Origin of the sequence: Diaphorobacter sp. LR2014-1, from assembly GCF_002916785.1 — a bacterium.
Taxonomy (GTDB): domain Bacteria; phylum Pseudomonadota; class Gammaproteobacteria; order Burkholderiales; family Burkholderiaceae_C; genus Diaphorobacter; species Diaphorobacter nitroreducens.
Genome location: NZ_MTBE01000043.1, coordinates 1 through 25,929, shown reverse-complemented (window position 1 = coordinate 25,929; position 25,929 = coordinate 1). Strand labels below are relative to the sequence as shown.

Genomic DNA, 25,929 nt, shown 5'->3' with positions numbered 1-25,929 from the left:
GCCACCGGAGATGCTGCTCAAGGCCTTGCTGCTGCAGATCCTGTTCTCCATCCGCAGCGAGCGCCAGTTGGTCGAAGCGATCAACTACAACCTGCTGTACCGCTGGTTCGTGGGCCTGAACATCGAAGACAAGGTCTGGGACCACTCCACTTTCAGCGCCAACCGCGAACGTCTGTTCAACGAAGACCTCGCCCGCGCCTTCTTCGAGCGCGTCAAGCTCAGTGCCCAGTGGGGCAAGCTCGCCAGCGACGAGCACTTCAGCGTGGACGGCACGCTCATTGACGCCTGGGCCTCGCACAAGAGCTTCAAGCGCAAAGACGACGACAGCGGCACGCCGCCTGGGCGCAACCCCGAGGTGGACTTCAAGGGGCAGGAGCGCTGCAACGACACCCACGAGAGCACCACGGACGCCGATGCCCGGCTGTTCAAGAAGAGCCAGGGCGACAAATCCCGCCTGTGCCACATGGGGCACATCCTCATGGAGAACCGCAACGGGCTGATCGTGGATGTCGAGATCACCCACGCCAGCGGCACGGCCGAGCGCGAGGCGGCGCTGGCCATGTTGGAGCGTCGGGGCAACAGGAACAAACGGGCCACGGTCGGTGCCGACAAGGGCTACGACAGCAAGGCCTTCATCAAAGGCTGCAGAAAGCTCAAAGTCACGCCCCACGTGGCGGCCAAGGACAAACACTCGGCGGTGGATGCGCGAGTGACACGGCACGAGGGCTACAAGACCAGCCTGAAGGTGCGCAAGCGCATCGAAGAGGCCTTTGGCTGGATCAAGACCGTCGGTGGTCTGGCAAAGACCAAGCTGATCGGTCAGGCCAAGCTCACGGGCCAGGCGCTGCTGTGCTTTGCCACCTACAACCTTGTGCGAATGGGCAGCATCGGCGGCTGGTGGGACGCGCATCATGCGTGAGCCCAGGGATACGTGCGCCCGAAATGGGCGGGAGGGCCTGCAAACCGGCCAGATGGGCCGTTGCAATCGCTGCGCAGACGCGTCTGGGCAGCTCGTGTCTTCGCACTCAGCGTCCCTGATGCGTTCGAAAAGCACTTTTTCAACGGCCTGTTAAAGATACAAGCGCCTTCGTCCCGGCCATTGGAGTGCACGGCGTGCGTGAGGTCTCCTGCGGCGACCGCCTGCGTTGCTTGGACAGCGCGGGCCAACGGCGCGGTGATGCTGTGGGTAAGAATCCAGGCCACACCGATGCCCGCCACCAGGACCACCAGCCCCATGCCGCCCATCAGCCAGGAGCTTGCGGTAGCGCTGCTGTCGATGTCTTGCCCGGTGCGATCGATACTGGCCCGCTGGAAGTCGCGCAGCGCCGCCAGGCTTTCCAGATAGCCACGGGAGGCAGGAACGAACTGGCGCTCGAACAAGGTGGTCACCTGCTCTGCCTGCCCGCCCTTCTTGGCGGCGATGATGGCGTCACGGGCCTGGATGTATGCCTGACGGTGTCCGCTGAGAGTGTCAAAGAGGGCTTGCTCTTCGCTGCCGGAAATGAGCTTGACGAACTGGGCCTGCCGTTCGTTGGTTTCCTTGCTCGACGCGGCGTTCTCTGCGGCGAACAACTCCGTCAGCGAGTCGTCGCTGCTGCGCGCGACAGCAGTGGCACGCTGGATGCTGGCGCGAATCACTCCGTACCAGTCGGTCACCAGCCGTTCCTTCTGGAGCGGCACGGAGAGGATTTGCCGCGTGCTCCCGGCCACTCCCTGCAACTGCCACACCCCCACTGTGAGCATGAGCACCGCAAACAGGATGAGCAGGCCAAACCCAGCCGTCAGGCGGGTGCCGATACGAAAGTTTTCCATATATCCCTCGGAACGTGAACGGCTGACTTACCGTCCGTGAAGCAAGCACGAGAAGAAAAACCGCCAAATGTAAATAAGTGTGACTTCATTCGGAAATGGCTCGGAACAAGCATCTCCCGCAGAATGCCCCTGCTCGAGCTAAGTGTTTACCCTCATATCCCATCCAACTTCAGCCAGGTTTCCACACCACAGCGCTGGCCGTCGCGGTGCCAGACTCGGGTTTTGCCGTGGCCTTCACTTTCACATAACGAAAGCGCTGCCAAATTACGGAATGCGGGATTCGAAAAAGCGGGCATTGCTTGCCGTTTTTCAGTTCGCTCCCCCTTAAAGCGAAGGTACGCGAACGCCCCGTTTGCGCTTGTGCACTGCACAAAATGAAGTGTCTGGACGGTATTGCGAGAAGTGAACGACCGTGCGATTCCTGTGCGACGGCCTGAATACAATCGGTCACCACACAGGGCCATCGCTCCCCAGGCCGGCACCCTGCCTTTTTCCACTATCGAAGCAGAAGAGACACCCATGACGAACGACGAAATTCTGAGCACCTACGGTCCCCGGGAAGCCATGGAATATGACGTGGTGATCGTCGGCGGCGGCCCCGGCGGGCTTGCCACCGCCATCCGCCTGAAGCAACTGGCGGCCGAGAAGGGCCAGGACGTTTCTGTCGTCGTGCTCGAAAAAGGCTCCGAGCCGGGCGCGCACATCCTGTCCGGCGCCATCATGGACCCGAAGGCATTGACCGAACTGATCCCCGACTGGAAGGCCAAGGGCGCGCCGCTGAACCAGCCCGTGACCGACGACGCCATGGTGTTCCTGGGCGAGAAGTCCTCCCTGCGCACGCCCAATTTCCTGCTGCCTCAGTGCTTTCAGAACCACGGCAATTACATCGTCAGCCTGGGCAACGTGGTGCGCTGGCTGGCTGAACAGGCGGAAGGCCTGGGCGTGGAGATTTTCCCCGGCTTTGCCGCCGCTGAAGTGCTCTACAACGAAGACGGCTCCGTCAAGGGCGTCGCCACCGGCAACATGGGGGTGGGCAAGGACGGCGAGCCCACGAGCGAATTCCAGCTGGGCATGGAATTGCATGCCAAGTACACCATCTTTGCCGAGGGTGCGCGTGGTCACCTGGGCAAGCAGGTCATCGCCCGCTACAAGCTGGACGCGGAGAGCGACCCCCAGACCTACGGCATCGGCATCAAGGAGTTGTGGGAGATCGACCCCCAGCGCCACCAGCCCGGCTTCGTGCTGCACACCGCCGGTTGGCCCATGGACAACAGCACCTACGGCGGCGCCTTCCTCTACCACCTGGAGGACAACAAGGTCACGCTGGGCTTCATCACCGGCCTGGACTACAGCAACCCCTACCTGAGTCCGTTCGAGGAATTCCAGCGCTGGAAGACCCATCCCAACATCCGCTGGTACCTGGAGGGCGACGAGGCCAAGGGCATCAAGCCCGCCAAGCGCCTGGGCTACGGCGCACGCGCCATCACGGCCGGCGGCCTGATGAGCCTGCCCAAGTTCGTCTTCCCGGGCGGCGCGCTGGTGGGCTGCGAGGCGGGCTTCCTGAACGTGAGCCGCATCAAGGGCAGCCATGCCGCCATCAAGACCGGCATGCTGGCCGCCGAGGCGGCATATGACGCCATTCAAAGCGGTCGCCAGCACGATGAGCTCTCCGCCTATCCCAAGGCCTTCGAGGGCAGCTGGCTCTACACCGAACTGAACAAGGCACGCAACTTCAAGGCCTGGTTCAAGAAGGGCCTGGTCACGGCCACGGTGATGAACGGCATCGAGCAGTTCGTGCTCAAGGGCCACATTCCGTGGACGCTGCACCGCGACAAGCCCGACCACGCCTACCTGAAGCCCGCGGCCGAGTGCAAGCCCATCGTGTATCCCAGGCCGGATGGCAAGCTGACCTTCGACCGCCTGTCCAGCGTGTTCATCAGCAACACCAACCACGCCGAGGACCAGCCCGCGCATCTGACGCTCAAGGACGCCAGCGTGCCGGTGAATGTGAACCTGGCCAAGTACGCCGGCCCCGAGGCGCGCTACTGCCCAGCCGGCGTATATGAGTTCGTGCCGGACGAAGCCAAGGGCGGCAGCGCACAACGCCTGCAGATCAACGCCCAGAACTGCGTGCACTGCAAGACCTGCGACATCAAGGACCCGACGCAGAACATCGTCTGGGTCACGCCGGAAGGCGGCGGCGGTCCGAACTATTCGGGCATGTAACCAAGGGGCTGCCGCGAAATGCTATATTTTTAATAGCTGTTAGCGCTTGACTGAAAAGCCGTAGAGGCACTTTTGACCCCAAAGTGCCGCAGCGCCCGTTCCGTCCATGGACGGCAGGCAAACGGTAGACTCCCCACAAGGCCGCGCGTGGTTCCTGCGCCGGCCTGGTATTACAAACACAGGAAAACACCGCACGTTCAATTGGAGAGTGGACCGTTATGAAGAGTTTGTCTTGGGTGCCCCTGGGCGCTATCGCCCTGGCCGCAGCCGCCCTCGCGCCCGTGGCGCATGCGCAGCAAAAGTCCGTTGCCGTGACCGCCATCGTGGAGCACCCCGCCCTGGACTCGATCCGCGACGGCGTGAAGGCCCAGTTGCAGGCTGCCGGCTTTGAAGAGGGCAAGAACCTCAAGTGGCAATACCAGAGCGCCCAGGGCAACACGGGCACCGCCGCGCAGATCGCGCGCAAGTTCGTGGGTGACAAGCCTGACGCCATCGTCGCCATCGCCACGCCCTCTGCCCAGGCCGTAGTGGCTGCCACCAAGACCGTGCCTGTGGTGTTCTCTGCCGTGACGGATCCCGTGGCCGCCAAGCTGGTGAAGAACTGGGAACCCTCCAAGACCAACGTGACCGGCGTATCCGACATGCTGGCGCTGGACAAGCAGATGGACCTGGTCAAGCAGGTCGTGCCCGGCGCCAAGCGCGTGGGCATGGTCTACAACCCGGGCGAGGCCAACTCCGTCGTCGTGGTCAAGGAACTCAAGCAACTGTTGCCCAAGATGGGCATGACGCTGGTGGAGGCTTCTGCCCCGCGCTCGGTGGACGTGAGCAGCGCCGCGCGCAGCCTGGTGGGCAAGGTGGACGTGATCTACACCAACACGGACAACAACGTCGTCTCGGCCTACGAGTCGCTGGTGAAGGTCGGCCAGGAGGCCAAGGTGCCGCTGGTGGCATCCGACACCGACAGCGTCAAGCGCGGCGCCATCGCCGCCCTGGGCATCAACTACCGCGACCTGGGCGAACAGACCGGCCGCATGGTGGTGCGCCTGCTCAAGGGCGAAAAGCCCGGCGACATCAAGCCCGAAGTCAGCACGAAGATGGAACTGTTCGTGAACCCAGGCGCCGCAGAGAAGCAGGGCGTGAAGCTCTCCGACGCGCTGGTGAAATCCGCCACGCAAGTGGTCCAATAAACCTTCGCGCCAAGGCCGGGCCGCCACGGCAGCCCGGGCCACTGGCACCCCACGCAGGAGCCATGGCGCCATGGCTCCTGCTTTGTTTTCTATCCGCCACTGTCCATGTCACTCTTTTCCCTGCTGGGTGCCGTCGAGATCGGCCTGATCTTCAGCCTGGTCGCGCTGGGCGTCTTCATCTCGTTCCGGCTGCTGCGCTTTCCCGACCTGACGGTGGACGGCAGCTTCCCGCTGGGCGGCGCGGTCTGCGCCATCCTCATTTCCACCGGCCATAACCCCTACGTGGCCACGGTGGCCGCCACCGCTGCAGGGGCTGTTGCCGGTCTGGTCACGGGCTGGCTGAACGTGCGCCTGAAGATCATGGACCTGCTGGCGTCCATTCTGATGATGATCGCGCTGTACTCCATCAACCTGCGCATCATGGGCGGCCCCAACGTACCGCTGATCAACGACGAGACGCTGTTCACCTTGCTCCAGCCGCCGGGCCTGGACGACTATTGGTCGCGCCCGATGATCCTGCTGGTGATCGTGATCGCGGCCAAGCTGTTCATGGACTGGTTCTTCGCCACCGAGCGCGGCCTGGCCATCCGAGCCACCGGCTCCAACGCGCGCATGGCCCGCGCGCAGGGCATCAACACTGGCGCCATGGTGCTGCTGGGCATGGCCGTATCCAACGCGCTGGTGGCACTGGCGGGCGCGCTGTTCGCGCAGACGCAGGGCGGCTCGGACATTTCCATGGGCATCGGCACCATCGTCATCGGCCTGGCCGCCGTGATTGTGGGCGAGAGCATCTTGCCCTCGCGCCGCCTGGTGCTGGCCACGCTGGCCGTGATCATCGGCGCCATCGTGTACCGCTTTTTTATCGCGCTGGCGCTCAACAGCGACTTCATCGGCCTGAAGGCCCAGGACCTCAACCTGGTGACCGCCGTGCTCGTGACCATTGCGCTCGTCATCCCGCAGCTCAAGCGCAAGCTGGCCGCACGCGGCCGCTGAAAGGAAGGCTCTCCCCATGCTGAGCGCACAAGACCTCTTCATCACCTTCAACCCCGGCACGCCCATCGAAACGCGCGCGCTGCGCGGCATGTCGCTGGACATCCCGGCGGGCCAGTTCGTCACCGTCATCGGCTCCAACGGGGCAGGCAAATCCACCTTCCTGAATGCCATCTCGGGCGACCTGTCGGTGGACACCGGCCGTATCGCCATCGACAACCAGGACGTGACGCGCCAGCCCGTGTGGGAGCGCGCCCGCCGCGTGGCGCGCGTGTTCCAGGACCCTATGGCCGGCACCTGCGAAGACCTCACCATCGAGGAGAACATGGCCCTGGCCCAGCAGCGCGGCACGCGTCGCGGCCTGCGCGGCGCCGTCAAGCAGTCTGAACGCGCCATGTTCCGCGAACGCCTGGCCACGCTGGGCCTGGGCCTGGAGAACCGCCTCACCGACCGCATCGGTCTGCTGTCGGGCGGCCAGCGCCAGGCCGTGAGCCTGCTCATGGCGGCATTGCAGCCCTCGCGCATCCTGCTGCTGGACGAGCACACCGCCGCGCTGGACCCACGCACGGCCGATTTCGTGCTGCAGCTCACGGCCCGCATCGTGGCCGAGAACCAGCTCACCACCATGATGGTCACGCACAGCATGCGCCAGGCGCTGGACGTAGGCCAGCGCACCGTCATGCTGCACCAGGGGCAGGTGGTGCTGGACGTCTCGGGCGACGAACGCGCGCGTATGGACGTGCCCGACCTGCTGCAGATGTTCGAGAAGGTGCGCGGCGAGAAGCTGGCCGACGACGCGCTGCTGCTCGGCTGATCTGCATCACGCTCAGAAAAAGATAGCTGCTCGCGCCCATTTCATGGATGCGAGCAGCTTTTTTCTTTCATACACCCAAAGGCAGGTCTGCCTTCTTCAGCGTGCGCAGCACGAAGCTCGACTGGCTGTGGCGTATGCCCTTGATCTTGTAGAGCTTCTCGCGCAGCAGGCGCTCATAGTCGCGCGTGTCCTTGACCACCACGCGCAGCAGGTAGTCGTACTCGCCCGACACCAGGTGCGCCTCCACCACCTCGGGAATGCTGGCCAGCACCTCGCCGAACTTCTCCAGCGTGTTGTCGGAATGGCTGTCCAGCGTGACCATGACCAGCACCGTGTCGCCCAGCCCTAGCGCCAGCGGGTTCAGGCGCACGGTATAGCCTTCGATCACGCCGGCCTCCTCCATCTTCTTGATGCGGCCCCAGCACGGCGAGGGGCTCAGGCCGACGGCGGCGCCAATCTCTTGCAGGCTGGCGCGTGCATTGCCTTGCAGGACGGAGAGAATTTTTCTGTCTAGGCGATCCATGTGCTGCATTATTCGTGAAACCTAGATACCACAGAAAATTTTTCTTCAATGTAGGTTTTTATAGAGAAATTCAGCAAATTCATCCACAACCCGCGGCGCATACTTCTTTTCCATCAAGGCGCTCTTACCGGGGCGCACGACATTGACGAGACCCCGCCCGGTTACCGCTGGGCGGGGACTTGGCAAGACGGGCCAAGGCGGCCTTCTCAAGTCCCCGCGCAAACCCCTATGACCTGCGTCATGTTGCATTGCCATAATTTTTCGGCAGCACCCGCAGATTCACAGGAGACAACATGCAGCTGACCAAACTTGCGCTGGGCCTGGGCTTGGCACTGGGCATGGCCGCAACGGCCTTGGCACAAACCACAATGCGCATCAGCATCTCGACGGCGCAGAACTCCCACCAGGGCGTCGCCATCGACACGTTTGCCAAGGAGGTCGAGAAGCGCACCGGCGGGCGCTACAAGGTGCAGACCTTCTACAACGGCGCGCTGGGCGGCGAGCGCGAATCCATCGAGGCGGTGCAGTTGGGCACACAGGAGTTGGCCTTCAGCTCCACCGGTCCCGTGCCCAACTTCGTGCCCGAGACAAAGATCCTGGACGTGCCCTTCCTGTTCCGTGACAAGGCCCACGCACGCGCCGTGCTCGACGGTCCGATCGGCCAGGACCTGCTGACCAAGTTCGATGCCAAGGGCTTCAAGGCGCTGGCCTGGGCGGAGAATGGCTTTCGCCACATGACCAACAGCAAGCGCGACGTGAAGACGCCCGAGGACTTGAAGGGCCTGAAGATGCGCACCATGGAGAACCCGGTGCACATCGCCGCGTACAAGGGTTTCGGCATCATCACCACGCCCATGGCCTTCCCCGAGGTGTTCACAGCCCTGCAGCAGGGCACGGTGGACGGCCAGGAAAACCCCCTGCCCGTCATCATCTCGGCCAAGTTCGACCAGGTACAAAAACACCTCTCGCTGACGGGTCACGTGTACTCGCCCTGCATCTTCGTGATGAACAAGGCGGTGTTCGACAAGCTCTCACCCGCGGACAAGCAGGCCTTCATCGACGCCGCCAAGGAGGGCACCAAGGCCAACCGCGCTCGCGTGGACGAGGACGACGCCAAGGGCGTGGCCGACCTGCGCGCCAAGGGCATGACGGTGATCGACGATCTGGACAAGTCCAAGTTTGTCGCCGCGCTCGCGCCCGTGAACGCGCAGTTCGAGAAAGAGTTCGGCAAGGCCAACCTCGACAAGATCCGCAACTACAAGTGACGCTCACTTTTCAGTAGCTGCTACCGCCCGTGGATCATGCGCCACGGGCGTTTTTATTCATATTTTCGTGAGTGCGCATGAAAACCTTCTTCCTCTCCTGCGAGCGCTGGAGCACCGCCGTCGCCATGTGGGGCGCCTGCGCCATGCTGGCGCTGGCCTCGGCGCTCGGCATGTTCCAGATCCTGATGCGTTTCGTTTTCGAAGAGCCGGCCGAGTGGACCGAGGTGCTGATCCGCTTCAGCCTGATCTGGATGGTGTTTCTGGCGATTCCCATGGCATTCCGGCAGGGCGCCATGGTCAGCGTCGACGTGCTCTACCGCTGGAGCCCGCGCCCGCTGCGGCGCGTGCTGGACTGGGTGGTGTGCCTGGCAGCGCTGGCGCTCATCGCCGTGATCATCTGGTGGGGGTGGGATTACGCGCGCCGCGGCGGCGTGCAGTCGATGGCAGGGCTGGAGTCGGTTTCCATGTTCTGGGCCTATCTGGCCATGCCCGTGGGTGGGCTGTTCAGCATCCTCGGCATCGTGGGCAATCTGATCGACCCGCAGCGCCATGAACTGGAGACTGCCCAATGAGCGCCGCGCAGAGCCGCCTCAAGCAAGCGAGCGGCCTCCTCGGGGGGCGGCGGGTACATGAAATGACGCGCGTGGGGGCCCTATGACCACGGTCATGATCTCCACCATGGTGCTGTGCTTCGCGCTCACCATCTCCGTGGCCGTCTCCATCGGGCTGGCCTCCATCCTGGGCATCCAGGTGGCGAACGCCAACATGCTGATCTCCGTGAAGGAGATGTTCGCCTCCATCAACAAGTTTCCGCTCGCAGCCATTCCGTTCTTCATCCTGGCGGGCAACCTCATGGAGACCGGCGGCATCTCGCGACGGCTCGTGGAGTTTGCCAAGAGCATCGTGGGCGGCGTGCAGGGTGGCTTGCCCATGACCTGCGTGCTCACCTGCATGATCTTCGCGGCCGTCTCAGGGTCATCGGTGGCGACCACGTTCGCCATCGGCGCCATCCTGATTCCCGCGCTCATCAAGCACGGTTATCCCACCAGCTACGCGGCCGCGCTGCAGGCCACCAGTGCCGAGCTGGGTGTGATCATCCCGCCGTCGATCCCCATGATCCTGTACGGCGTGGCGGCCGAGGTATCGATCGGCGAGCTGTTCATCGCCGGCTTCGGCCCCGGCATCCTGATCAGCGGTGCGCTGATGCTGTTCGTCTGGGTGTATTGCAAGTACAAGGGCTGGGGCAAGCATGACGGCGACGGGCGCATGCCCTTCGGCCGCGCGCTGCTGCAGGCGGGCTGGGCACTGCTGATGCCAGTCATCATCCTGGGCGGCATCTACGGCGGCGTGTTCACGCCCACCGAGGCCTCTGCCGTGGCCGTGTTCTACGCGCTGGTGGTGGGCATGCTGATCTACCGCGAGATCCGCGTCGCGGACCTGTTCGCCATCCTACGCAAGTCGGCCATCTCGTCGGCGGTGATCATGTTCATCATTGCCAATGCGGGCCTGTTTGCCTTCCTCATCACGCGCGCTGGCGTGCCGGACGCCATCGGCCGCTGGCTGCAGGAGGTGCTGCAGTCGCCCGCGCTGTTCCTGCTGGGCGTGAATGCCGCGCTGTTCGTGATCGGCATGTTCATCGAGACCAGCGCCGCCATCATCGTGCTGGCGCCGATCCTGGCGCCGGTGGCCCAGCACTTCGGCGTGGACCCGGTGCACTTCGGGCTGATCATGGTGGTGAACCTGGCGCTCGGCATGATCACGCCACCCTTCGGCGTGAACCTGTTCGCGGCGTGCACGGTGGCGCGCATCTCTCTGGATCGCATCGTCGCCCACCTGCTGCCGTTCGTGGGCGTGGTCCTGCTGTGCCTCCTGGTCATCACCTACGTGCCATCGCTTTCATTGGCCCTGCGTGATCTCGTGTACGCAAAATAGATAGAATCCGTCCCGTCAGGAGAGAGTCCGCGCCCCTCAGGGCCGGGCCGCCGAAGGCGCAGGCAGCAGCCGAACGCTCAGGCAAAAGGACTGGCGACACGCCCGCAGGGATGCGGGTGTTTCCCTTGCTGGAGAGAGGCCGCAGCAGCATGCGGCCCACCGAAGGAGCAAGCCCCGTGACATGCCATGCAGGCGGGGTGAATCTCTCAGGTAAAGCGGACAGCGGGGCAAATCGGCGATCGAGAGATCGCTCCACCATTTGCCTTCGCCCATTGCCATGTCCGCCATGTCCGACCTGCTCACCACTCCCCTCAACGCCCTGCACATCGAACTGGGCGCCCGCATGGTGCCCTTCGCCGGCTACTCCATGCCCGTGCAATACCCCATGGGCCTGATGGCCGAGCACCACCACACGCGCACGGCGGCCGGCCTGTTTGATGTGTCGCACATGGGGCAGCTCAAGCTGGTCGGCCCTGACGCCGCTGCCGCGTTCGAGACGCTGATGCCCGTGGACGTGGTCGACCTGCCCGTGGGCAAGCAGCGCTACGGCCTGCTCCTCAATGACGAGGGCGGCATCATCGACGACCTCATGTTCTTCCGCATGGCGCAGGACGAGCTCTTCGTGATCGTCAACGGCGCCTGCAAGGTGGGCGACATTGCCCACATCCAGGCGCGCATCGGCCAACGCTGCCAGGTGATTCCCATGCCCGACCAGGCCCTGCTCGCGCTGCAGGGCCCACAGGCGGCTGCGGTGCTCGCGCGTCTGGCACCAGGCGTGGACAAACTGGTGTTCATGACCGGCGGGCATTTCGACATCGCCGGGGCGCAGTGCTTCGTGACGCGCAGCGGCTACACCGGAGAGGACGGCTTCGAGATCTCGGTGCCCGCCACGCAGGCCGAGGCCCTGGCGCGCACGCTGCTGGCCCAGCCCGAGGTCAAGCCCATCGGCCTGGGCGCACGCAACTCGCTGCGTTTGGAAGCCGGCTTGTGCCTGTATGGCAACGACATCGACACCACCACCACCCCGCCCGAAGCCGGCCTGAACTGGGCCATCCAGAAGGTGCGCCGTACAGGCGGCGCGCGCGCTGGCGGTTTTCCCGGTGCCGACAAGGTGCTGGCCCAGATCGACAGCCCGGCCACCCTCACGCGCAAGCGCGTGGCCCTGGTGGCGCTGGAGCGCGTGCCCGTGCGTGAGCACACCGAGTTGCAAAACGAGTCGGGCGAGCGCATCGGCGAAGTCACCAGCGGCCTGCTGGCCCCCACTGCCGACAAGCCCATCGCCCTGGCCTACGTAATGCCCGCCCATGCCGCCCCCGGCACCCGTGTGAACGCCATGGTGCGCGGCAAGGCCGTGCCCATGGAAGTGGCTGCCACGCCCTTTGTTCCCACACGCTACTACCGCGGCTGAATTCACCACGGCGAACTGCCACCGCGCCCAGGTCAGCCCGGCTACAGTGCGGGCTGACCACTCTCAAACCTTTTCCTTCCACCTCTTCTTCCCGGAGCCCCTCATGAGCATCCAGTTTTCCAAAGACCATGAATGGATCAACGCAGCCGACCCGGCCGCGGCCGTCGTCGGCATCACCGTCCACGCGCAGGATGCGTTGGGCGATGTGGTGTTCGTGGACCTGCCCGCGGTGGGCACCACCTTTGCCCAGGGCGACGTGGCCGGTGTGGTCGAGTCCGTCAAGGCCGCTGCCGATGTCTACATGCCCGTGTCCGGCGAAATCGTCGAGGTCAACGAGGCCTTGCGCGCCGACCCGTCCCTGGCCAACTCCGACCCGCTGGGCGCCGGCTGGTTCTTCAAGGTCAAGCTCAGCGACGCCGGCCAGCTCGCCGGCCTGATGGACGAAACGGCCTATACCGCCTTCGCCCAGAACGCCTGATGCACCCGCGGCGCCGTGCACACGGCGCCGCCGCACCGCCCCATCGCTCTTGAGACTGGTCCCTCGCCATGCAGATGCCCTCCCCCCTGCCCCTGGCGGCGCTCGAAAACGCCGCTGAATTCCTGCCCCGCCACATTGGCATCGACGCCGCCGACGAAGCACACATGCTGTCGGTGATCGGCGAGGCTTCGCGCCGCGCGCTCATTGATTCCATCGTGCCGCGCTCCATCGCGCGCCAGCGCCCCATGGACCTGCCCGCGCCGGCCACCGAGGCCGCAGCGCTGGCTGAACTCCAGGCCATTGCGTCGAAGAACCGCATCCTCAAGAGCTTCATCGGCCAGGGCTACTACGGCACGCACACGCCGGGCGTCATCCTGCGCAACGTGCTGGAAAACCCTGCCTGGTACACGGCCTACACGCCCTACCAGGCCGAGATCTCCCAGGGCCGCATGGAGGCGCTGCTCAACTTCCAGACCATGGTGTGCGACCTCACGGCCATGCCCATCGCCAACGCCTCCATGCTCGACGAGGCCACCGCTGCCGCCGAGGCCATGACGCTGGCCAAGCGCTCGGTCAAGTCCAAGAGCGACGTCTTCATCGTGGCCGGCGATGCGCACCCGCAGACCATCGAAGTCATCCAGACCCGCGCCGCCCCCATCGGCATCACCGTGGTGGTGGCCAATTCCCAGGAGGAATGGCAGGCGGCCCTGGCCGGCGACTTCTTCGCCGCCCTCATCCAGTACCCTGCCAGCAGCGGCTGGGTGCAGGACTGGCAGGCCGACGTGGACGCCATCCACGCCAAACAGGCCGCCGCCATCTTCGTTACCGACCTGCTGGCGCTCACGCTGCTCAAGGCCCCCGGCGAGTGGGACGCCGACATCGTGGTGGGCTCCACCCAGCGCTTTGGCATGCCCATGGGCGCCGGCGGACCGCACGCCGCCTTCATGGCCTGCCGCGACGAATTCAAGCGCAGCCTGCCCGGCCGCCTGGTGGGCGTGAGCGTGGACGTGCACGGCAAGCCCGCCTACCGCCTGGCGCTGCAAACGCGCGAGCAGCACATCCGCCGCGAGAAGGCCACGAGCAACATCTGCACGGCCCAGGTGCTGCCGGCCGTGATCGCCAGCATGTACGCCGTGTACCACGGCCCCGAGGGCCTCACGCGCATCGCCCGCCGCGTGGCGCGCTTCACCGCCATCCTGAGCCGCGGCCTGGCGCAGCTGGGGTTCACCAGCCGCCACCATGGCTCGGCCTTCGACACACTCAGCCTGCACACCAAGGATGCTACGGATTCAATAGCTGCTCGCGCAGTCCAGATGGGCGCAAACCTGCGAAAAGCCTGGAATGACTACCTGTGCATCTCGCTGGACGAGACCACCACCCGCGCCGATATCGAGCTGCTGTGGAAGATCTTTGCGCGGGACGGCCAGCAACTGCCCACCATCGAGGCGATGGACGCCGCCGGCGCACCGGCGCTGTTCCCCGACACCCTGGCGCGCACCAGCCGCTTCTTGGCGCACCCGGTGTTCAACACCCACCATTCCGAAACCGGCATGCTGCGCTACATCCGCCAGCTGTCCGACAAGGACCTGGCGCTGGACCGCACCATGATCCCGCTGGGCTCGTGCACCATGAAGCTCAACGCCACCAGCGAGATGATCCCCATCACCTGGCCCGAGTTCGCCCAAGTGCACCCGTTCGCCCCGGCCGACCAGCTCGAAGGCTACCGCCTGCTCGACGAGCAACTGCGCGCCTGGCTGTGCCAGGCCACGGGCTACGCCGGCATCAGCCTGCAGCCCAACGCAGGCAGCCAGGGCGAATACGCCGGCCTGCTGGCCATCAAGGCCTACCACGCGGCGCAGGGGCACGCCCACCGCAACATCTGCCTGATCCCCAGCAGCGCGCACGGCACCAACCCCGCCAGCGCCCAAATGGTGGGCATGCAGGTCGTGGTGACCAAGTGCGACGAGAACGGCAACGTGGACATGGCGGACCTGCAGGCCCAATGCGAGAAGCACAGCGCCAACCTCGCCTGCGTGATGATCACCTACCCCAGCACGCATGGCGTGTTCGAGACCCAGGTGAAGGCCTTGTGCGAGCTGGTGCATCGCCACGGCGGGCGCGTGTATGTGGACGGCGCCAACATGAACGCCCTGGTCGGCGTGGCCGCGCCGGGCGAGTTCGGCGGCGACGTGAGCCACCTGAACCTGCACAAGACCTTCTGCATCCCCCACGGCGGCGGCGGCCCCGGCGTGGGCCCGGTGTGCGTGGTGGAGGACCTCGTGCCCTACCTGCCCGGCCACGCCACGGGCGGCATTGCTTCCAAAACAGGAGCTGTCAGCGCAGCTCCCTTGGGCAATGCAGCCGTTTTACCCATCAGCTGGATGTACATCCGCATGATGGGCGCCGACGGTCTGCAGGCCGCGACCGAGACAGCGATCTTGAGCGCCAACTACATCAGCGCGCGCCTGAAGGACCACTATCCCACGCTGTACGCTTCCGCCAACGGCCATGTGGCCCACGAGTGCATCCTGGACCTGCGCCAGTTGAAGGACACCAGCGGCGTGATGGCCGAGGACGTGGCCAAACGCCTGATCGACTACGGCTTTCACGCACCCACGCTGTCGTTCCCTGTGCCCAACACGCTGATGGTGGAGCCCACCGAGAGCGAGACGCTGTTCGAGCTGGACCGCTTCATCGACGCGATGATCGCCATCCGGCGCGAGATCCGCCAGATCGAGGCCGGCACCTGGCCGCAGGACGACAACCCCCTCAAGAACGCGCCCCACACGGCCGAGTGCCTGCTGGTAGCCGACTGGCAGCACCCCTACCCGCGCGATGCGGCAGCCTATCCCGTTGCCGCCCTGCGGCAGAACAAGTACTGGAGCCCCGTGGGCCGTGTGGACAACGTCTACGGCGATCGCAACCTGTTCTGCAGCTGTGTTCCGGTGAGCGAACTGGGCTGACGGCCTTCTCCGCTCAGGCATTCACAAAGGCCCTACCATCGGGCCTTTGTTGCTTCTGAACGTTTGACCCATGCGCCCCCTTTTCGCACTGCTCGCATCGCTCACCCTCGCCTCCGCAGCCCAGGCGCAGGCCCCTGCCGTCACCACCGGCAGCGGCCTGGTCTATGAGTCGCTCAAGGACGGCAGCGGTGAATCACCCAAGGCCACCGACACCGTCAAGGTGCACTACCGCGGCACCTTCCCCGACGGCAAGGAGTTCGACAGCTCCTACAAGCGCGGCGAGCCGACCGAGTTCCCGCTGAACCGCGTCATCCCCTGCTGGACCGAAGGCGTACAGCGCATGAAGCCGGGCGGTAAGGCCAAGCTGACCTGCCCGCCGGCGATTGCGTATGGCGCGCGCGGCGCGGGCGGCGTGATTCCGCCCAACGCCACGCTGAATTTCGAGATCGAGCTGCTGTCGGTGCGCCGCTGAACGAGGCAGCGGCACCGGCCTGTGGGGCACCAGGCAGACGCGTACACTGGCAGGCCTGCGGATTGCCCGATTCCCATGAGCCGCCCCGACCTGTCCCTGCTGTTTCCCGCCGCGGAGCCTGCCTCGTCCCCCCCTGAGCAGCCGGAGCGCCGCGGCCCTCAACGGGCCAGCGGCGACGTGGCCGAGCTGATTGCGCAGCTGCGCGCCTCACAGGCCGAGCTGGAGGCGCAGAACCAGGTGCTGCGCTACAGCCAGGCCGCGGCCGAAAGCGCTTCCGAGCGATTCGAGGCCCTGTTTTCCAGCGTGCCGCTGTCGCTCATGGTGGTGGACGAGCATGACATGGTGGTCCAGGCCAACTCCATGGCACAGCGCTCGTTCCAACCGCGCGAGACGGACCGCCCCCTGACGGCACTGATGCCCTTCGTGAGCGACAGCCACGCGCCGCGTGTGCGCGAGGCCTTCGACCAGGCGCGGGCCGTGGGCACGGCCGAGGCCACGGAGGTTGTGTTCCACATCAGCGAGGGCCGCCATATCACTGGCGACCTGCACATCGCGCGCATCGAGTCGCGCTCCGAGCAGGACGCGCCGCTCACGCAGTTTCTGTGCGCCGTGATCGACCAGGGGCCGCTGCTGGCCGAACGCCAGGCCCTGCAGCGCAGCGCACAGGAGCTGCAGGAGCGCAACGTGCAACTGCACACCAGCGAGCGCCGGCTGGAAGCGGTGATCAACTCCGCGCTCGACGCGATCATCTGCGTGGACCAGCACGAGCGCATCACCGTGTTCAATCCCACGGCAGCGATGCTGTTCCAGTGCGCCACCAGCGACGCGCTGGGCAGCCCGTTGAGCCGTTTTCTGCCCGAGGCCCAGCAGGTGCTGGCGTTCGCGCAACTGACCACGCAGGCGGCGCTGGGGGAGATGACGGCGCTCACGGCATCGGGCCGCGAGCTGGCGGTGGAGATCAGCGTGTCGTTCGAGCGCCATGCGGAAGGCGAGACCACCACCGTGTTTGCCCGCGACCTCACGGCCCGCAAGCGCGAAGAAGCCCGCCGCAACGCGCTGGAGGGACAACTGCGCGAGTCGCACAAGATGCAGGCCGTCGGCACCATGGCCGGCGGCATCGCGCACGACTTCAACAACATCCTGCATGCGATCCTGGGCAACGTGGAGCTGGCCAAAGCCGATTGCCCGCCCGGCACGCCGATGTACGAAAGCCTGCTGGAGATCGACAAGGCCGGCCGGCGCGCCCGCGACCTGGTGCGCCAGATCCTCACCTTCAGCCGCAACGAGCCGCCCAAGCGTGCCGCCGTCACCCTGGCAGAGGTGGTGCACGACACCGAACGGCTGCTGAGGGTCACGCTGCCCCCTGAGATCGAGCTGACCGTGCATGTCCCCCCCGACCTGCCCCCCGTATTGGCGGATGCCACGCAGGTGGAGCAAGCGGTGCTGAACCTGTGCACCAACGCCGTGCACGCCATCGGCAGCCGCCGTGGCCGCATTCGCGTGGATGCTGCGCTGATCCAGCCCGACCAGCGCATGCGCGAAAGCCTGGGCCTGAGCGCGGGCGACTACGTGGCCGTGCGCGTGCATGACAACGGCCCGGGCATGGACGCCGCCACCCAGTCGCGCATCTTCGAACCCTTCTTCACCACCAAGCCCGTGGGCCAGGGCACCGGCCTGGGACTGGCGGTGGTGCACGGCGTGATGCGCACCCACGGTGGTGGCGTGGACGTGCACAGCGCACCCGGCGAGGGCAGCCGCTTCACGCTGTACTTTCCCGTGGCGTCGTACTCCATGGTCGCCGCCCTGCCGGAAGTTCCCGCGCCGGTCGCGCCCGCCAGCCCGCCCGCGGTGGCGCCGGCAACAGACCGTCTGCTGCACGTGATGTACGTGGACGACGACCAGGCGCTGGTCTTTCTGGTGCAGCGCCTGCTGCGCCGCCGCGGCTACGAGGTCAGCGGTTTCACCGACCCGCACCAAGCCACAGACGCCCTGCAGGCCCACCCCGAGCGCTACGACCTGCTGGTGACGGACTACAACATGCCGGGCTACTCGGGCCTGGATCTCGTGCGCGCGGCCCGCACCATCCGCAGCGACCTGCCAGTGGCCCTGGCCTCCGGCTATGTGACGGCGGAAATCGAACAGGCCGCGCTGGCCGAAGGCGCACGCGCGCTGATCCACAAGCCCGATGACGTGGAAGAGCTGTGCGCGACCGTGGACCGGCTGGCCCATGGCGGTTGAGTTGACAGCGCCGCAGGCCGTACAGACGGCGGGGGCGCATGCACCTTTGCAGGGTATGCCGGCCAGCCCATCAGAGGGCGTCCGCAGCGTGCACGTGGACGACACGCTGCTGGTGCTGGACAAGCCCTCGGGATTGCTGTGCGTGCCCGGACGGGGCCCCGACAAGCAGGATGCCTTGAGTACGCGTGCCCAGGCGCTGTGGCCCGACGCGCTCATCGTGCACCGGCTGGACCAGCCCACGTCGGGACTTGTGCTCATGGCGCGGGGCGCCGCGATGCAGCGGGCCCTCAGCCACAGCTTCGCCCAGCGGCTGGTGCACAAGCGCTACCGCGCCGTGGTGGCGGGCCGCATGCCGCCGCCCGACCCTGCGCACGCGGACGGCTGGGGCGAGATCGCGCTGCCCATCGCGGCGGACTGGGAACGCCGCCCGCTGCGCGTGGTGGATGCCACGCACGGCCAGCCCAGCCTCACGCGTTGGCGCGTGCTGGCGCACGACGCCGCCCGCGACACCACCTCCGTGGAGCTGGAACCCGTCACCGGTCGCACGCACCAGCTGCGCGTGCACCTGGCGGCACTGGGCCACCCCATCCTGGGCGACCAGCTCTATGCCGATGCGTCGGTACAAGCCCGCGCACCGCGCCTGTTGCTGCACGCCTGCGTGCTGGAGTTCGCGCACCCGCTGCAGGGTGGCTGGTGCGCGTTTGCCTCGGCACCGCCGTTTTGATCGCCGCGTGCGTGGCCGTTACCATGCCCGCATGACGCAACACCTCTACATCCTCACCGGCGGCTCGCGCGGCATGGGCCTGGCCATGGCACACCAGTTGCTGAAACCCGGCAACACGCTGATCAGCCTGGCGCGCAGCACCTCTGCGCCGTTGTCCACGGCCGTGCCGCAGGGCGCGACGCTGGAGCAATGGAGCGTGGACCTGGCCCAGCCTGCGCAGGCCGCTCAACGCCTGCGCGAATGGCTGGCCACGCAGCCTGCCAGCCGGTACGCCAGCGCCACGCTGATCAACAACGCCGGCGTGATCCCGCGCATCGCACCGCTGTCGGCATGCGCCAGCCCGCAGGACATGGCCGAGCTGTCCAACGCGCTGCGCGTGGGTCTGGAGGCGCCGATGCTGCTGACGGCCGCCTTCCTGGGCGCGACCGAAGGCTGGGCTGCACCGCCCCACTCCGTGGTGCGCAAGGTACTGAACATCTCTTCGGGGCTGGGGCGTCGCGCCATGGCGTCCCAGTCGGGCTACTGCGCGGCCAAGGCCGGCATGGACCATTTCACGCGGTGCCTGGCGCTGGACGAAGCCGCCAAGCACCACGGCGCCAAGGTATGCTCGCTGGCTCCCGGTGTGATCGACACCGACATGCAGATCCAGCTGCGCGGCGCCAACCCGGCCGACTTTCCGGATGTGCAGAACTTCGCCGCCCTCAAGACGGGCGGCATGCTCACCTCGCCAGACGCCGCGGCTGCCCGCGTGCTCGCCTGGCTGCAGCGTACAGACTTCGGCGCCAACCCCGTGGCCGACGTGCGCGAGGCCTGATGCCGTGCCCCGGCGCAGTGCAACCATTACTATGCATTTTGTAGCTGCTAGCGCTTATCCAATAAGCGCTAGAGCCTGATTTCATTTAAAACCATTACAGGAGAAAACCATGTCCCGTGACGTCGTCGTAGTCAGTGCCGTGCGCACCGCCATTGGCACCTTTGGCGGTAGCCTGAAGGACGTTCCGCCCACCGAGCTGGGCGCGCTCGTGGTGCGCGCGTCGCTGGCTCGCGCGCAAGTGGACGGCAAGGACGTCGGCCATGTGGTGTTTGGCCACGTGGTGAACACCGAGCCCAAGGACATGTACCTCTCGCGCGTGGCGGCCATCCAGGGCGGCTGCGCCGAGGGCACGCCCGCGTTCAACGTGAACCGCCTGTGCGGCTCGGGCTTGCAGGCCATCGTGTCGGCCGCACAGACCATCCAGCTGGGCGATGCCGACGTGGCCATCGGCGGCGGCGCGGAGGTGATGAGCCGCGCACCCTACGCGAGCCTTGCAAGCCGCTGGGGCGCGCGCATGGGCGACTTCAAGATGATCGACATGATGATCGGCGCCCTGCACGACCCCTTCCACAACATCCACATGGGCGTGACGGCCGAGAACATCGCCGCCAAGTGGGGCATCACGCGCGAAGACCAGGACCGCCTGGCCGTGGAGAGCCACAACCGTGCCGAGCGTGCCACGGCAGCGGGCTACTTCAAGGACCAGATCGTCCCGGTCACCCTCAAGAGCAAGAAGGGCGAGGTGCAATACGCCACCGACGAGCACTTCCGCGCCGGCGCAACGCTGGACGACATGGCCAAGCTCAAGCCCGTGTTTGCGAAAGACAACGGCACGGTGACGGCAGGCAATGCCTCGGGCATCAACGATGCGGCTGCCGCTGTGGTGCTGATGGATGCCAAGGCAGCGCAGGCCCGCGGCGCAAAGCCTTTGGCGCGCTTGGTGGCCTACGCCCATGCGGGCGTGGACCCGAAGTACATGGGCATCGGCCCCGTGCCCGCGACGCAGTTGGCGCTCAAGAAGGCAGGCCTCACGGTCAACGACCTGGACGTGATCGAGGCCAACGAGGCCTTTGCCGCGCAGGCCTGCGCCGTCACGCGCGACCTGGGCCTGGACCCGGCCAAGGTCAACCCCAACGGGTCGGGCATTTCGCTGGGCCATCCCATCGGCGCCACCGGTGCGCTGATCACCGTGAAGGCACTGCACGAACTGCAGCGCATCCAGGGCCGGTACGCGCTGGTGACCATGTGCATCGGCGGTGGGCAAGGCATCGCGGCCATTTTCGAGCGCCTCTGAGACGCCTCGCCCCGCCCCGCCATCGCCGATGGCGATGGCATGCGCGCGCTTCGGCACCGTGCGGCCCACGATGGCTGGGCCATCATCCAGGCGGGCGCGCGCCAGATGATGCGCCATGTTCCATACCAGGTTCTCCAGGAGACTTTTTCCCCATGCTTCGTCGACATATCCTTTCTCTTGCCACCCTCGCCTGTGCCTTGGGCGCTGTGCCCGCCCATGCCCAGACCAGTGCACCCGCTGCCGGCGCCTATCCCGCCAAGCCCATCCGTTTGATCGTGCTCTTCCCGCCCGGCGGCGGCACCGACATCCTGGCCCGCCTGGTCGCCGCCAAGCTGACGGAAGCCAACAAATGGACCGTGGTGGCCGACAACAAGCCGGGGGCTGGCGGCACCATCGGCATTACCGAGGCGGTGAAGGCCGCTCCCACAGGCTATGACATCGTCATGGGCCAGAAGGACAACCTGGTCATCGGCCCCTGGCTGTACAAGAACCTGCCGTGGGACCCCACCAAGGACCTGACGGCCGTGGCCCACGTGGCGTACACGCCCGTGGTCATCGCCACGAGTGTCAACTCCAAGTACAAATCTTTGGCCGACGTGGTGGCGGCCGCCAAGGCCGCGCCGGGCACCGTCACTTATGGCTCGCCCGGCAACGGCACCTCCATTCACCTGGCGGGCGACCTGTTCGAGAAAGCTGCCGGCATCAAGCTGAGCCACGTGCCCTACAAAGGCTCCAACCCGGCACTCATGGATGCTTTGGCCGGCAATGTGGAACTGCTGGTTTCGTCGCTGCCCTCGGCCATGGGTCAGATCAAGGCGGGCAAGCTGCGCCCGTTGGCGGTCACCTCGGCCAAGCGCAGTTCGTCGCTGCCCGACGTGCCCACGGTGGCCGAGTCCGGCTTCAAGGGCTTTGACGTGAGCACCTGGTACGGCGTGCTGGCGCCGGCAGGCACGCCGCCAGCCGTGGTGAACACGCTCAACGCGGAAGTCAACAAGCTGCTCGCCACCGCGGACATGAAGGCTGCCATCCAAGCGCAAGGCGCAGAGCCGCAGGCCATGTCGCCGGAACAGTTCTCGACCCTGCTCAAGAACGAATACGTGCAGTGGAAGGGTATCGTGGAAGCCTCGGGTGCACGGATTGAATAACCCGTGCTCGCAGCGCCCCGTTCCGTGACCGGGGCGCGAAAAGACAACGGCTCGCGTTGCGAGCCGTTTTCATGTGTGGCGACGTACGCCCCGGGTCAATCCCGCACGACCAGCACCGGCACGTGGGCCACGCCCAGCACGCGCTGTGTGACGCTGCCCAACACCAATTTTTCCAGCCCGCGGCGACCGTGTGATCCCATCACGATGAGGTCCGCGCCCGTGCTCTCGACGGCGCGCTGGATGCCGTCGTGGATCGCATGCCCCTCGCCTACCATGGTGTTGACGTTGGCGACCCCTGCCTGGGTGACAGCGGCCTTGGCGGCGTCCAGGGCCGTGTTTGCCTCGGCCGTCGCGGCACTGAGGTATTGGGCCTGGCCGTAGGCGAAATCGGCGCCCACCCCCGTGAAGGGATAAGGGTCGATCACGTACAGCGCCGTCACGGCGCTGCCGAAGGTCTTGGCCAGCGCTGCCGCCTTGGCCACGGCCTTCATGGACGTCTCAGAGCCATCGACGGGAATCAGAATGTGCTTGAACATGGAACCTCCTTTTGGTTAGGGTGGCAGGCCTGGAAGGCCCGCAACAACAACGAGTGTGATGCGTACGCGGCCTTCAAGGCTTGATTCGCATCAATTATTGGGACGCATCCCCTTGAAAGCCACCGCCCCGGCAGGTAACCACCAGGGTATCGCGCCAGCCGCCATCTTCGGTGGGCTGGATGGGTGTGGTTTCATGGATCATGCGCGCATCGTCCAGCAGCATGACGGACCAGGGCTCGCTCAAGGTAAACCGCTGTCCATTCGGGCCCGTGGCTTCGAAGATGCGGGTCTCTCCACCCTTGATGCCTTGGCGGCTTACCAGGAACACCGCCACCAGGTCCACGCCGTCGCGGTGCGCGCCTTCGGGTGTCGGACGGCCGATGCCGCCCTCGGTGTCAATGCGGAACTGATGTGCTTCGATGTAGCAGGGTTGAGACGGCTGCCCGCACATCGCTTGCGAGAGGCCCGCAGCCGCCTGCATGAGTTGCCGCCACACCGGTCGAGCCACCGTTTCGCCACGCATGGGCGCAAACCAGCGCTGCAGCCCTCCGTGCAGCGCGTTGTACTCCACCGGCTGCCAGTGCGCGCGGTGCGGTGCTTGTTTCACGGCGGGCCCCTCGACAATGAAGCAGGAGTGGCGCCGCCTGCGGTACCGTCCTCCGTCCTTGAGGTAGTCATCCGGGGGCAGATCCGACCAGTCGGCCGCCAGGGCCTGCAAATCGTTCAAGGCACATCCCACCCATGTCGCTGTGTCCCGGGGTTGCAGCACCGCATAACCCCGGTCACGCAACTGCGCGACGACCTGTGAGGGCGGTGTATAGGGAGGGGAGAACGTCACATGTGCCATAGGCACACAAGCTTAAGGCAACACCGCCGAGCACACGCAGTGTTGGCTCGAAAACTTCGGGAGGGAAATGCCTCCCTCGAAAAGCCTGGACCCTCATCGTGCTGCGGCCATCAGATGCCAGGCTTCACGCCTGCCTCAGCGATCACCGCGCCCGTGGCCTCGGCCGTTGCCGTTGCCTTTTCCATTCCCACGGCCGCGATGGTCATCGTCCCGGTCGCGGCCGTTCCAGTGGCCGCGGCCATCGTCAAACGAACGGCCATCGAACCGGTCGCGGTCATCGCGGAATTTGCCGGGCCGGCGCGGGGGTTCCTTCACGAAATACACGGGTTGACCGCAAGCAGAGTAGCGCGCGCAGTGCTTGGACCAGTTCTTGGCATGGCCCGGAGGAACATACATATAGATGGGCGAACGGGGAACATACACCGCGGGAGGTGCGATCACCACCGGCTGCGGGTACAGCAGCGCAGGCGCGCTGTTGCCGATATCCACGCGGCCGTAGACGCCGGGAGCGATTTGCCCGCCCACCGTGGCGTTGATGTAGGTCTGGGCTGCCACGCCCCCGGCGGAGGCTGCCACGACCAAGGCCATAGCCAAACCGCGGGCCAGTTGGAGGGTTGAGGAGAGGGAGTGAGGCTCGCGGTTTTTCATGGTGATTGCTAATGCCGAAAACAAACTGGTGGAATGCACGGCCATTTGTAACTGCACAAATGGGAAAAAGGCGCAGATACTCTCTGAAAAATGTAAGCAATAGCGTATTCGCCACGGTAATGCGCCTGGTGCTTGTCGGTGGAACTACGCTGCACAGGTTTTCTTATCAGCGACAATGATCCATTGAGACCGGCAATGCGCTCCGTTGGAACCATTGCAGAGAAACAAAGCTGCGCCACTGTGTGCGCAGTAAGTGGACAAGATGAACATCGTAATACTCGACGATTACCAGGACGCCGTGCGCAAGCTGCATTGCGCGGCACGGTTGGACCCCTACTCCGCAAAGGTCTACACGAACACCGTCAAGGGGTTGGGGCAGCTATCGGTGCGCTTGCGGGACGCAGATGTCATCGTGCTGATCCGCGATCGCACGCAGATCACGCGCCAACTGGTGGACAAGCTGCCGCGCCTGAAGCTGATTGCCCAGACCGGCCGCGTGGGCGCGCACATTGACCTTGCTGCCTGCACCGAGCGGGGAATCGCCGTCGCTGAAGGCGTGAGTTCCCCCGTTGCGCCAGCGGAACTCACATGGGCTCTCATCATGGCCGCCATGCGCCGTCTTCCCCAGTACATCGCCAACCTCAAGCATGGCGCATGGCAACAGTCGGGCCTGCGTGCCGCATCCATGCCGCCTAACTTCGGGTTGGGCAATGTCCTGCGTGGCAAGACGCTGGGCATCTGGGGCTACGGCAGGATCGGGCAGATCGTGGCAGGTTATGGGCGCGCTTTTGGGATGAACGTGCGCGTGTGGGGGCGGGAAGCCTCACGGGTCCAGGCACTGAGCGACGGCCTACAGGTAGCGGCCACACGGGCAGAGTTTTTCTCCCAATGCGATGTGGTTTCACTGCATGTGCGTTTGACCGAGGAAACGCAGGGCATGATCACGCTAGAGGACCTGTCGTGCATGCGGCCGACGTCCCTTCTCGTCAATACGTCACGTGCCGAGCTCATCGAGCCCGACGCCCTGATCGCCGCATTGAACAGAGGCCGCCCGGGCATGGCTGCTGTGGATGTATTTGAAAGCGAGCCCATTTTGCAAGGCCACGCACTGTTGCGGCTGGAGAACTGTATTTGTACACCGCACATCGGCTACGTCGAACAAGACAGTTACGAGCTTTATTTCGGAGCCGCCTTTGACAACGTGGTGAATTACATCAAAGGCACGCCTTCGAATATCGTCAACCCCGGCGCGCTGCAGGTCCGACGCTGAACGGTTGCTGATATCAAGAGAAAGGGCTCCCCAAGGACTAGCCGTTCTCGCTAGGAGTTGCTAAGCCAGCAGCTCGGTTCGTTTCAGACCCCTCCCGCCGCAAGGTGAGGAGGGGTTCTTCTTTTCGGACGTCGAACAGTTCAGCCGGCCAGACGCCTGGCGGCAGCGGCTTGGGCTCTGCAGGTTTGGGCGGTGCCCTCCGGCGCGGTGGCAAAGGCGGTTGGTAATAGATGATGTCCTCCGCCGTAATTGGTCCCTTCGCCAATCCGAGCCGCATGGCGGGAGTCTTCCCGTCTTCGCCGACCTCGCAATAATTGAAGTAGGTTCGAAAGATTTCTACCAG

At 65.4% G+C, this 25,929-nt stretch carries 24 protein-coding genes and 2 riboswitches; of the genes, 18 read left to right on the top strand and 6 right to left on the bottom strand.

The genetic code is table 11. The annotated features are described in order from the left end of the window. On the top strand, positions 1-919 hold a 919-nt coding region (locus tag BV908_RS19625), incomplete at its 5' end, for an IS5-like element ISDisp1 family transposase (protein ID WP_103737516.1). On the opposite strand, the gene BV908_RS19615 is transcribed toward BV908_RS19625, so the two are convergent. Continuing rightward, positions 910-1,812, bottom strand: coding sequence for an MCP four helix bundle domain-containing protein (locus BV908_RS19615; RefSeq protein WP_246867556.1), 903 nt, complete (start codon positions 1,810-1,812; stop codon positions 910-912). The two genes, BV908_RS19625 and BV908_RS19615, sit on opposite strands and share 10 nt — an antisense overlap. Before the next feature lie 519 nt (positions 1,813-2,331). Between BV908_RS19615 and BV908_RS19610 the strand changes: the two genes are divergently transcribed. The 4 genes from BV908_RS19610 (at position 2,332) to BV908_RS19595 (ending at position 7,029) form a co-directional block, all read left to right on the top strand. Next, positions 2,332-4,038, top strand: coding sequence for an electron transfer flavoprotein-ubiquinone oxidoreductase (locus BV908_RS19610; RefSeq protein ID WP_103738986.1), 1,707 nt, complete (start codon positions 2,332-2,334; stop codon positions 4,036-4,038). 218 nt (positions 4,039-4,256) lie between these two features. Further along, positions 4,257-5,225, top strand: coding sequence for an ABC transporter substrate-binding protein (locus BV908_RS19605; protein ID WP_103738985.1), 969 nt, complete (start codon positions 4,257-4,259; stop codon positions 5,223-5,225). Between the two features lie 105 nt (positions 5,226-5,330). After that, positions 5,331-6,218, top strand: a complete 888-nt coding sequence (locus tag BV908_RS19600; protein WP_015913285.1) for an ABC transporter permease — start codon at positions 5,331-5,333, stop codon at positions 6,216-6,218. Positions 6,219-6,234: 16 nt separating this feature from the next. Beyond that, positions 6,235-7,029: an ABC transporter ATP-binding protein gene (locus BV908_RS19595; protein WP_011805195.1), complete on the top strand. Its 795-nt coding sequence runs from the start codon at positions 6,235-6,237 to the stop codon at positions 7,027-7,029. 67 nt (positions 7,030-7,096) lie between these two features. Here BV908_RS19595 and BV908_RS19590 read toward each other — a convergent pair whose 3' ends face one another. Next, on the bottom strand, positions 7,097-7,552 hold the full coding sequence (locus BV908_RS19590) for an Lrp/AsnC family transcriptional regulator (RefSeq protein ID WP_103738988.1): 456 nt from the start codon (positions 7,550-7,552) through the stop codon (positions 7,097-7,099). A 293-nt stretch (positions 7,553-7,845) separates the two neighbouring features. Here BV908_RS19590 and BV908_RS19585 point away from each other — a divergent pair, with 293 nt between their 5' ends. From BV908_RS19585 to BV908_RS19530, 12 genes are all read left to right on the top strand, one after another. Continuing rightward, positions 7,846-8,817, top strand: a complete 972-nt coding sequence (locus tag BV908_RS19585) for a TRAP transporter substrate-binding protein (RefSeq protein WP_088886820.1) — start codon at positions 7,846-7,848, stop codon at positions 8,815-8,817. Positions 8,818-8,894: 77 nt separating this feature from the next. Next, positions 8,895-9,389, top strand: coding sequence for a TRAP transporter small permease (locus BV908_RS19580; protein WP_015913282.1), 495 nt, complete (start codon positions 8,895-8,897; stop codon positions 9,387-9,389). Positions 9,390-9,471: 82 nt separating this feature from the next. Continuing rightward, positions 9,472-10,749 carry a TRAP transporter large permease gene (locus tag BV908_RS19575; RefSeq protein ID WP_011805188.1) on the top strand — a complete coding sequence of 426 codons (1,278 nt, stop codon included), beginning with the start codon at positions 9,472-9,474 and terminating at the stop codon, positions 10,747-10,749. Positions 10,750-10,755: 6 nt separating this feature from the next. Further along, positions 10,756-10,848: riboswitch (glycine riboswitch) on the top strand. A gap of 19 nt (positions 10,849-10,867) precedes the next feature. After that, positions 10,868-10,982, top strand: a riboswitch (glycine riboswitch). Positions 10,983-11,026: 44 nt separating this feature from the next. Continuing rightward, complete coding sequence (gene gcvT / locus BV908_RS19570; RefSeq protein WP_011805187.1) at positions 11,027-12,157, top strand: glycine cleavage system aminomethyltransferase GcvT; 1,131 nt, start codon at positions 11,027-11,029, stop codon at positions 12,155-12,157. Positions 12,158-12,260: 103 nt separating this feature from the next. Further along, on the top strand, positions 12,261-12,635 hold the full coding sequence (gene gcvH / locus BV908_RS19565) for a glycine cleavage system protein GcvH (protein ID WP_011805186.1): 375 nt from the start codon (positions 12,261-12,263) through the stop codon (positions 12,633-12,635). Between the two features lie 68 nt (positions 12,636-12,703). Beyond that, entirely contained in the window at positions 12,704-15,598 is a 2,895-nt protein-coding gene (gcvP, locus tag BV908_RS19560; protein ID WP_103738984.1) for an aminomethyl-transferring glycine dehydrogenase, read from the top strand. A gap of 70 nt (positions 15,599-15,668) precedes the next feature. Then, the gene (locus tag BV908_RS19555; RefSeq protein ID WP_103738983.1) at positions 15,669-16,070 is read left to right on the top strand and encodes an FKBP-type peptidyl-prolyl cis-trans isomerase; all 402 of its coding nucleotides are present in this window, start codon (positions 15,669-15,671) and stop codon (positions 16,068-16,070) included. A gap of 75 nt (positions 16,071-16,145) precedes the next feature. Next, a complete protein-coding gene (locus BV908_RS19550; RefSeq protein WP_103738982.1) occupies positions 16,146-18,308 on the top strand; it encodes an ATP-binding protein in 2,163 nt (720 codons plus the stop codon). Positions 18,309-18,363: 55 nt separating this feature from the next. Then, positions 18,364-19,032 (top strand): RluA family pseudouridine synthase, encoded by a 669-nt coding sequence (locus BV908_RS19545; protein WP_011805182.1) that lies wholly within the window; start codon positions 18,364-18,366, stop codon positions 19,030-19,032. 31 nt (positions 19,033-19,063) lie between these two features. After that, a complete protein-coding gene (locus BV908_RS19540) occupies positions 19,064-19,846 on the top strand; it encodes an SDR family NAD(P)-dependent oxidoreductase (RefSeq protein WP_103738981.1) in 783 nt (260 codons plus the stop codon). A gap of 109 nt (positions 19,847-19,955) precedes the next feature. Continuing rightward, positions 19,956-21,140 carry a beta-ketothiolase BktB gene (bktB, locus tag BV908_RS19535; RefSeq protein ID WP_011805180.1) on the top strand — a complete coding sequence of 395 codons (1,185 nt, stop codon included), beginning with the start codon at positions 19,956-19,958 and terminating at the stop codon, positions 21,138-21,140. Positions 21,141-21,292: 152 nt separating this feature from the next. After that, on the top strand, positions 21,293-22,285 hold the full coding sequence (locus BV908_RS19530) for a tripartite tricarboxylate transporter substrate binding protein (protein WP_103738980.1): 993 nt from the start codon (positions 21,293-21,295) through the stop codon (positions 22,283-22,285). Between the two features lie 95 nt (positions 22,286-22,380). On the opposite strand, the gene BV908_RS19525 is transcribed toward BV908_RS19530, so the two are convergent. From BV908_RS19525 to BV908_RS19515, 3 genes are all read right to left on the bottom strand, one after another. Further along, positions 22,381-22,821: a universal stress protein gene (locus BV908_RS19525; protein WP_011805178.1), complete on the bottom strand. Its 441-nt coding sequence runs from the start codon at positions 22,819-22,821 to the stop codon at positions 22,381-22,383. A gap of 94 nt (positions 22,822-22,915) precedes the next feature. Next, positions 22,916-23,668 (bottom strand): 2OG-Fe dioxygenase family protein, encoded by a 753-nt coding sequence (locus tag BV908_RS19520; RefSeq protein ID WP_103738979.1) that lies wholly within the window; start codon positions 23,666-23,668, stop codon positions 22,916-22,918. Between the two features lie 135 nt (positions 23,669-23,803). Further along, on the bottom strand, positions 23,804-24,361 hold the full coding sequence (locus BV908_RS19515; RefSeq protein WP_246867555.1) for a hypothetical protein: 558 nt from the start codon (positions 24,359-24,361) through the stop codon (positions 23,804-23,806). A gap of 217 nt (positions 24,362-24,578) precedes the next feature. Between BV908_RS19515 and BV908_RS19510 the strand changes: the two genes are divergently transcribed. Continuing rightward, positions 24,579-25,586, top strand: a complete 1,008-nt coding sequence (locus BV908_RS19510) for a D-2-hydroxyacid dehydrogenase family protein (RefSeq protein ID WP_103738987.1) — start codon at positions 24,579-24,581, stop codon at positions 25,584-25,586. A gap of 37 nt (positions 25,587-25,623) precedes the next feature. Here BV908_RS19510 and BV908_RS22645 read toward each other — a convergent pair. Beyond that, positions 25,624-25,929, bottom strand: a 306-nt coding sequence (locus BV908_RS22645) for a hypothetical protein (RefSeq protein WP_210434001.1), incomplete at its 5' end; no start/stop codon positions are given.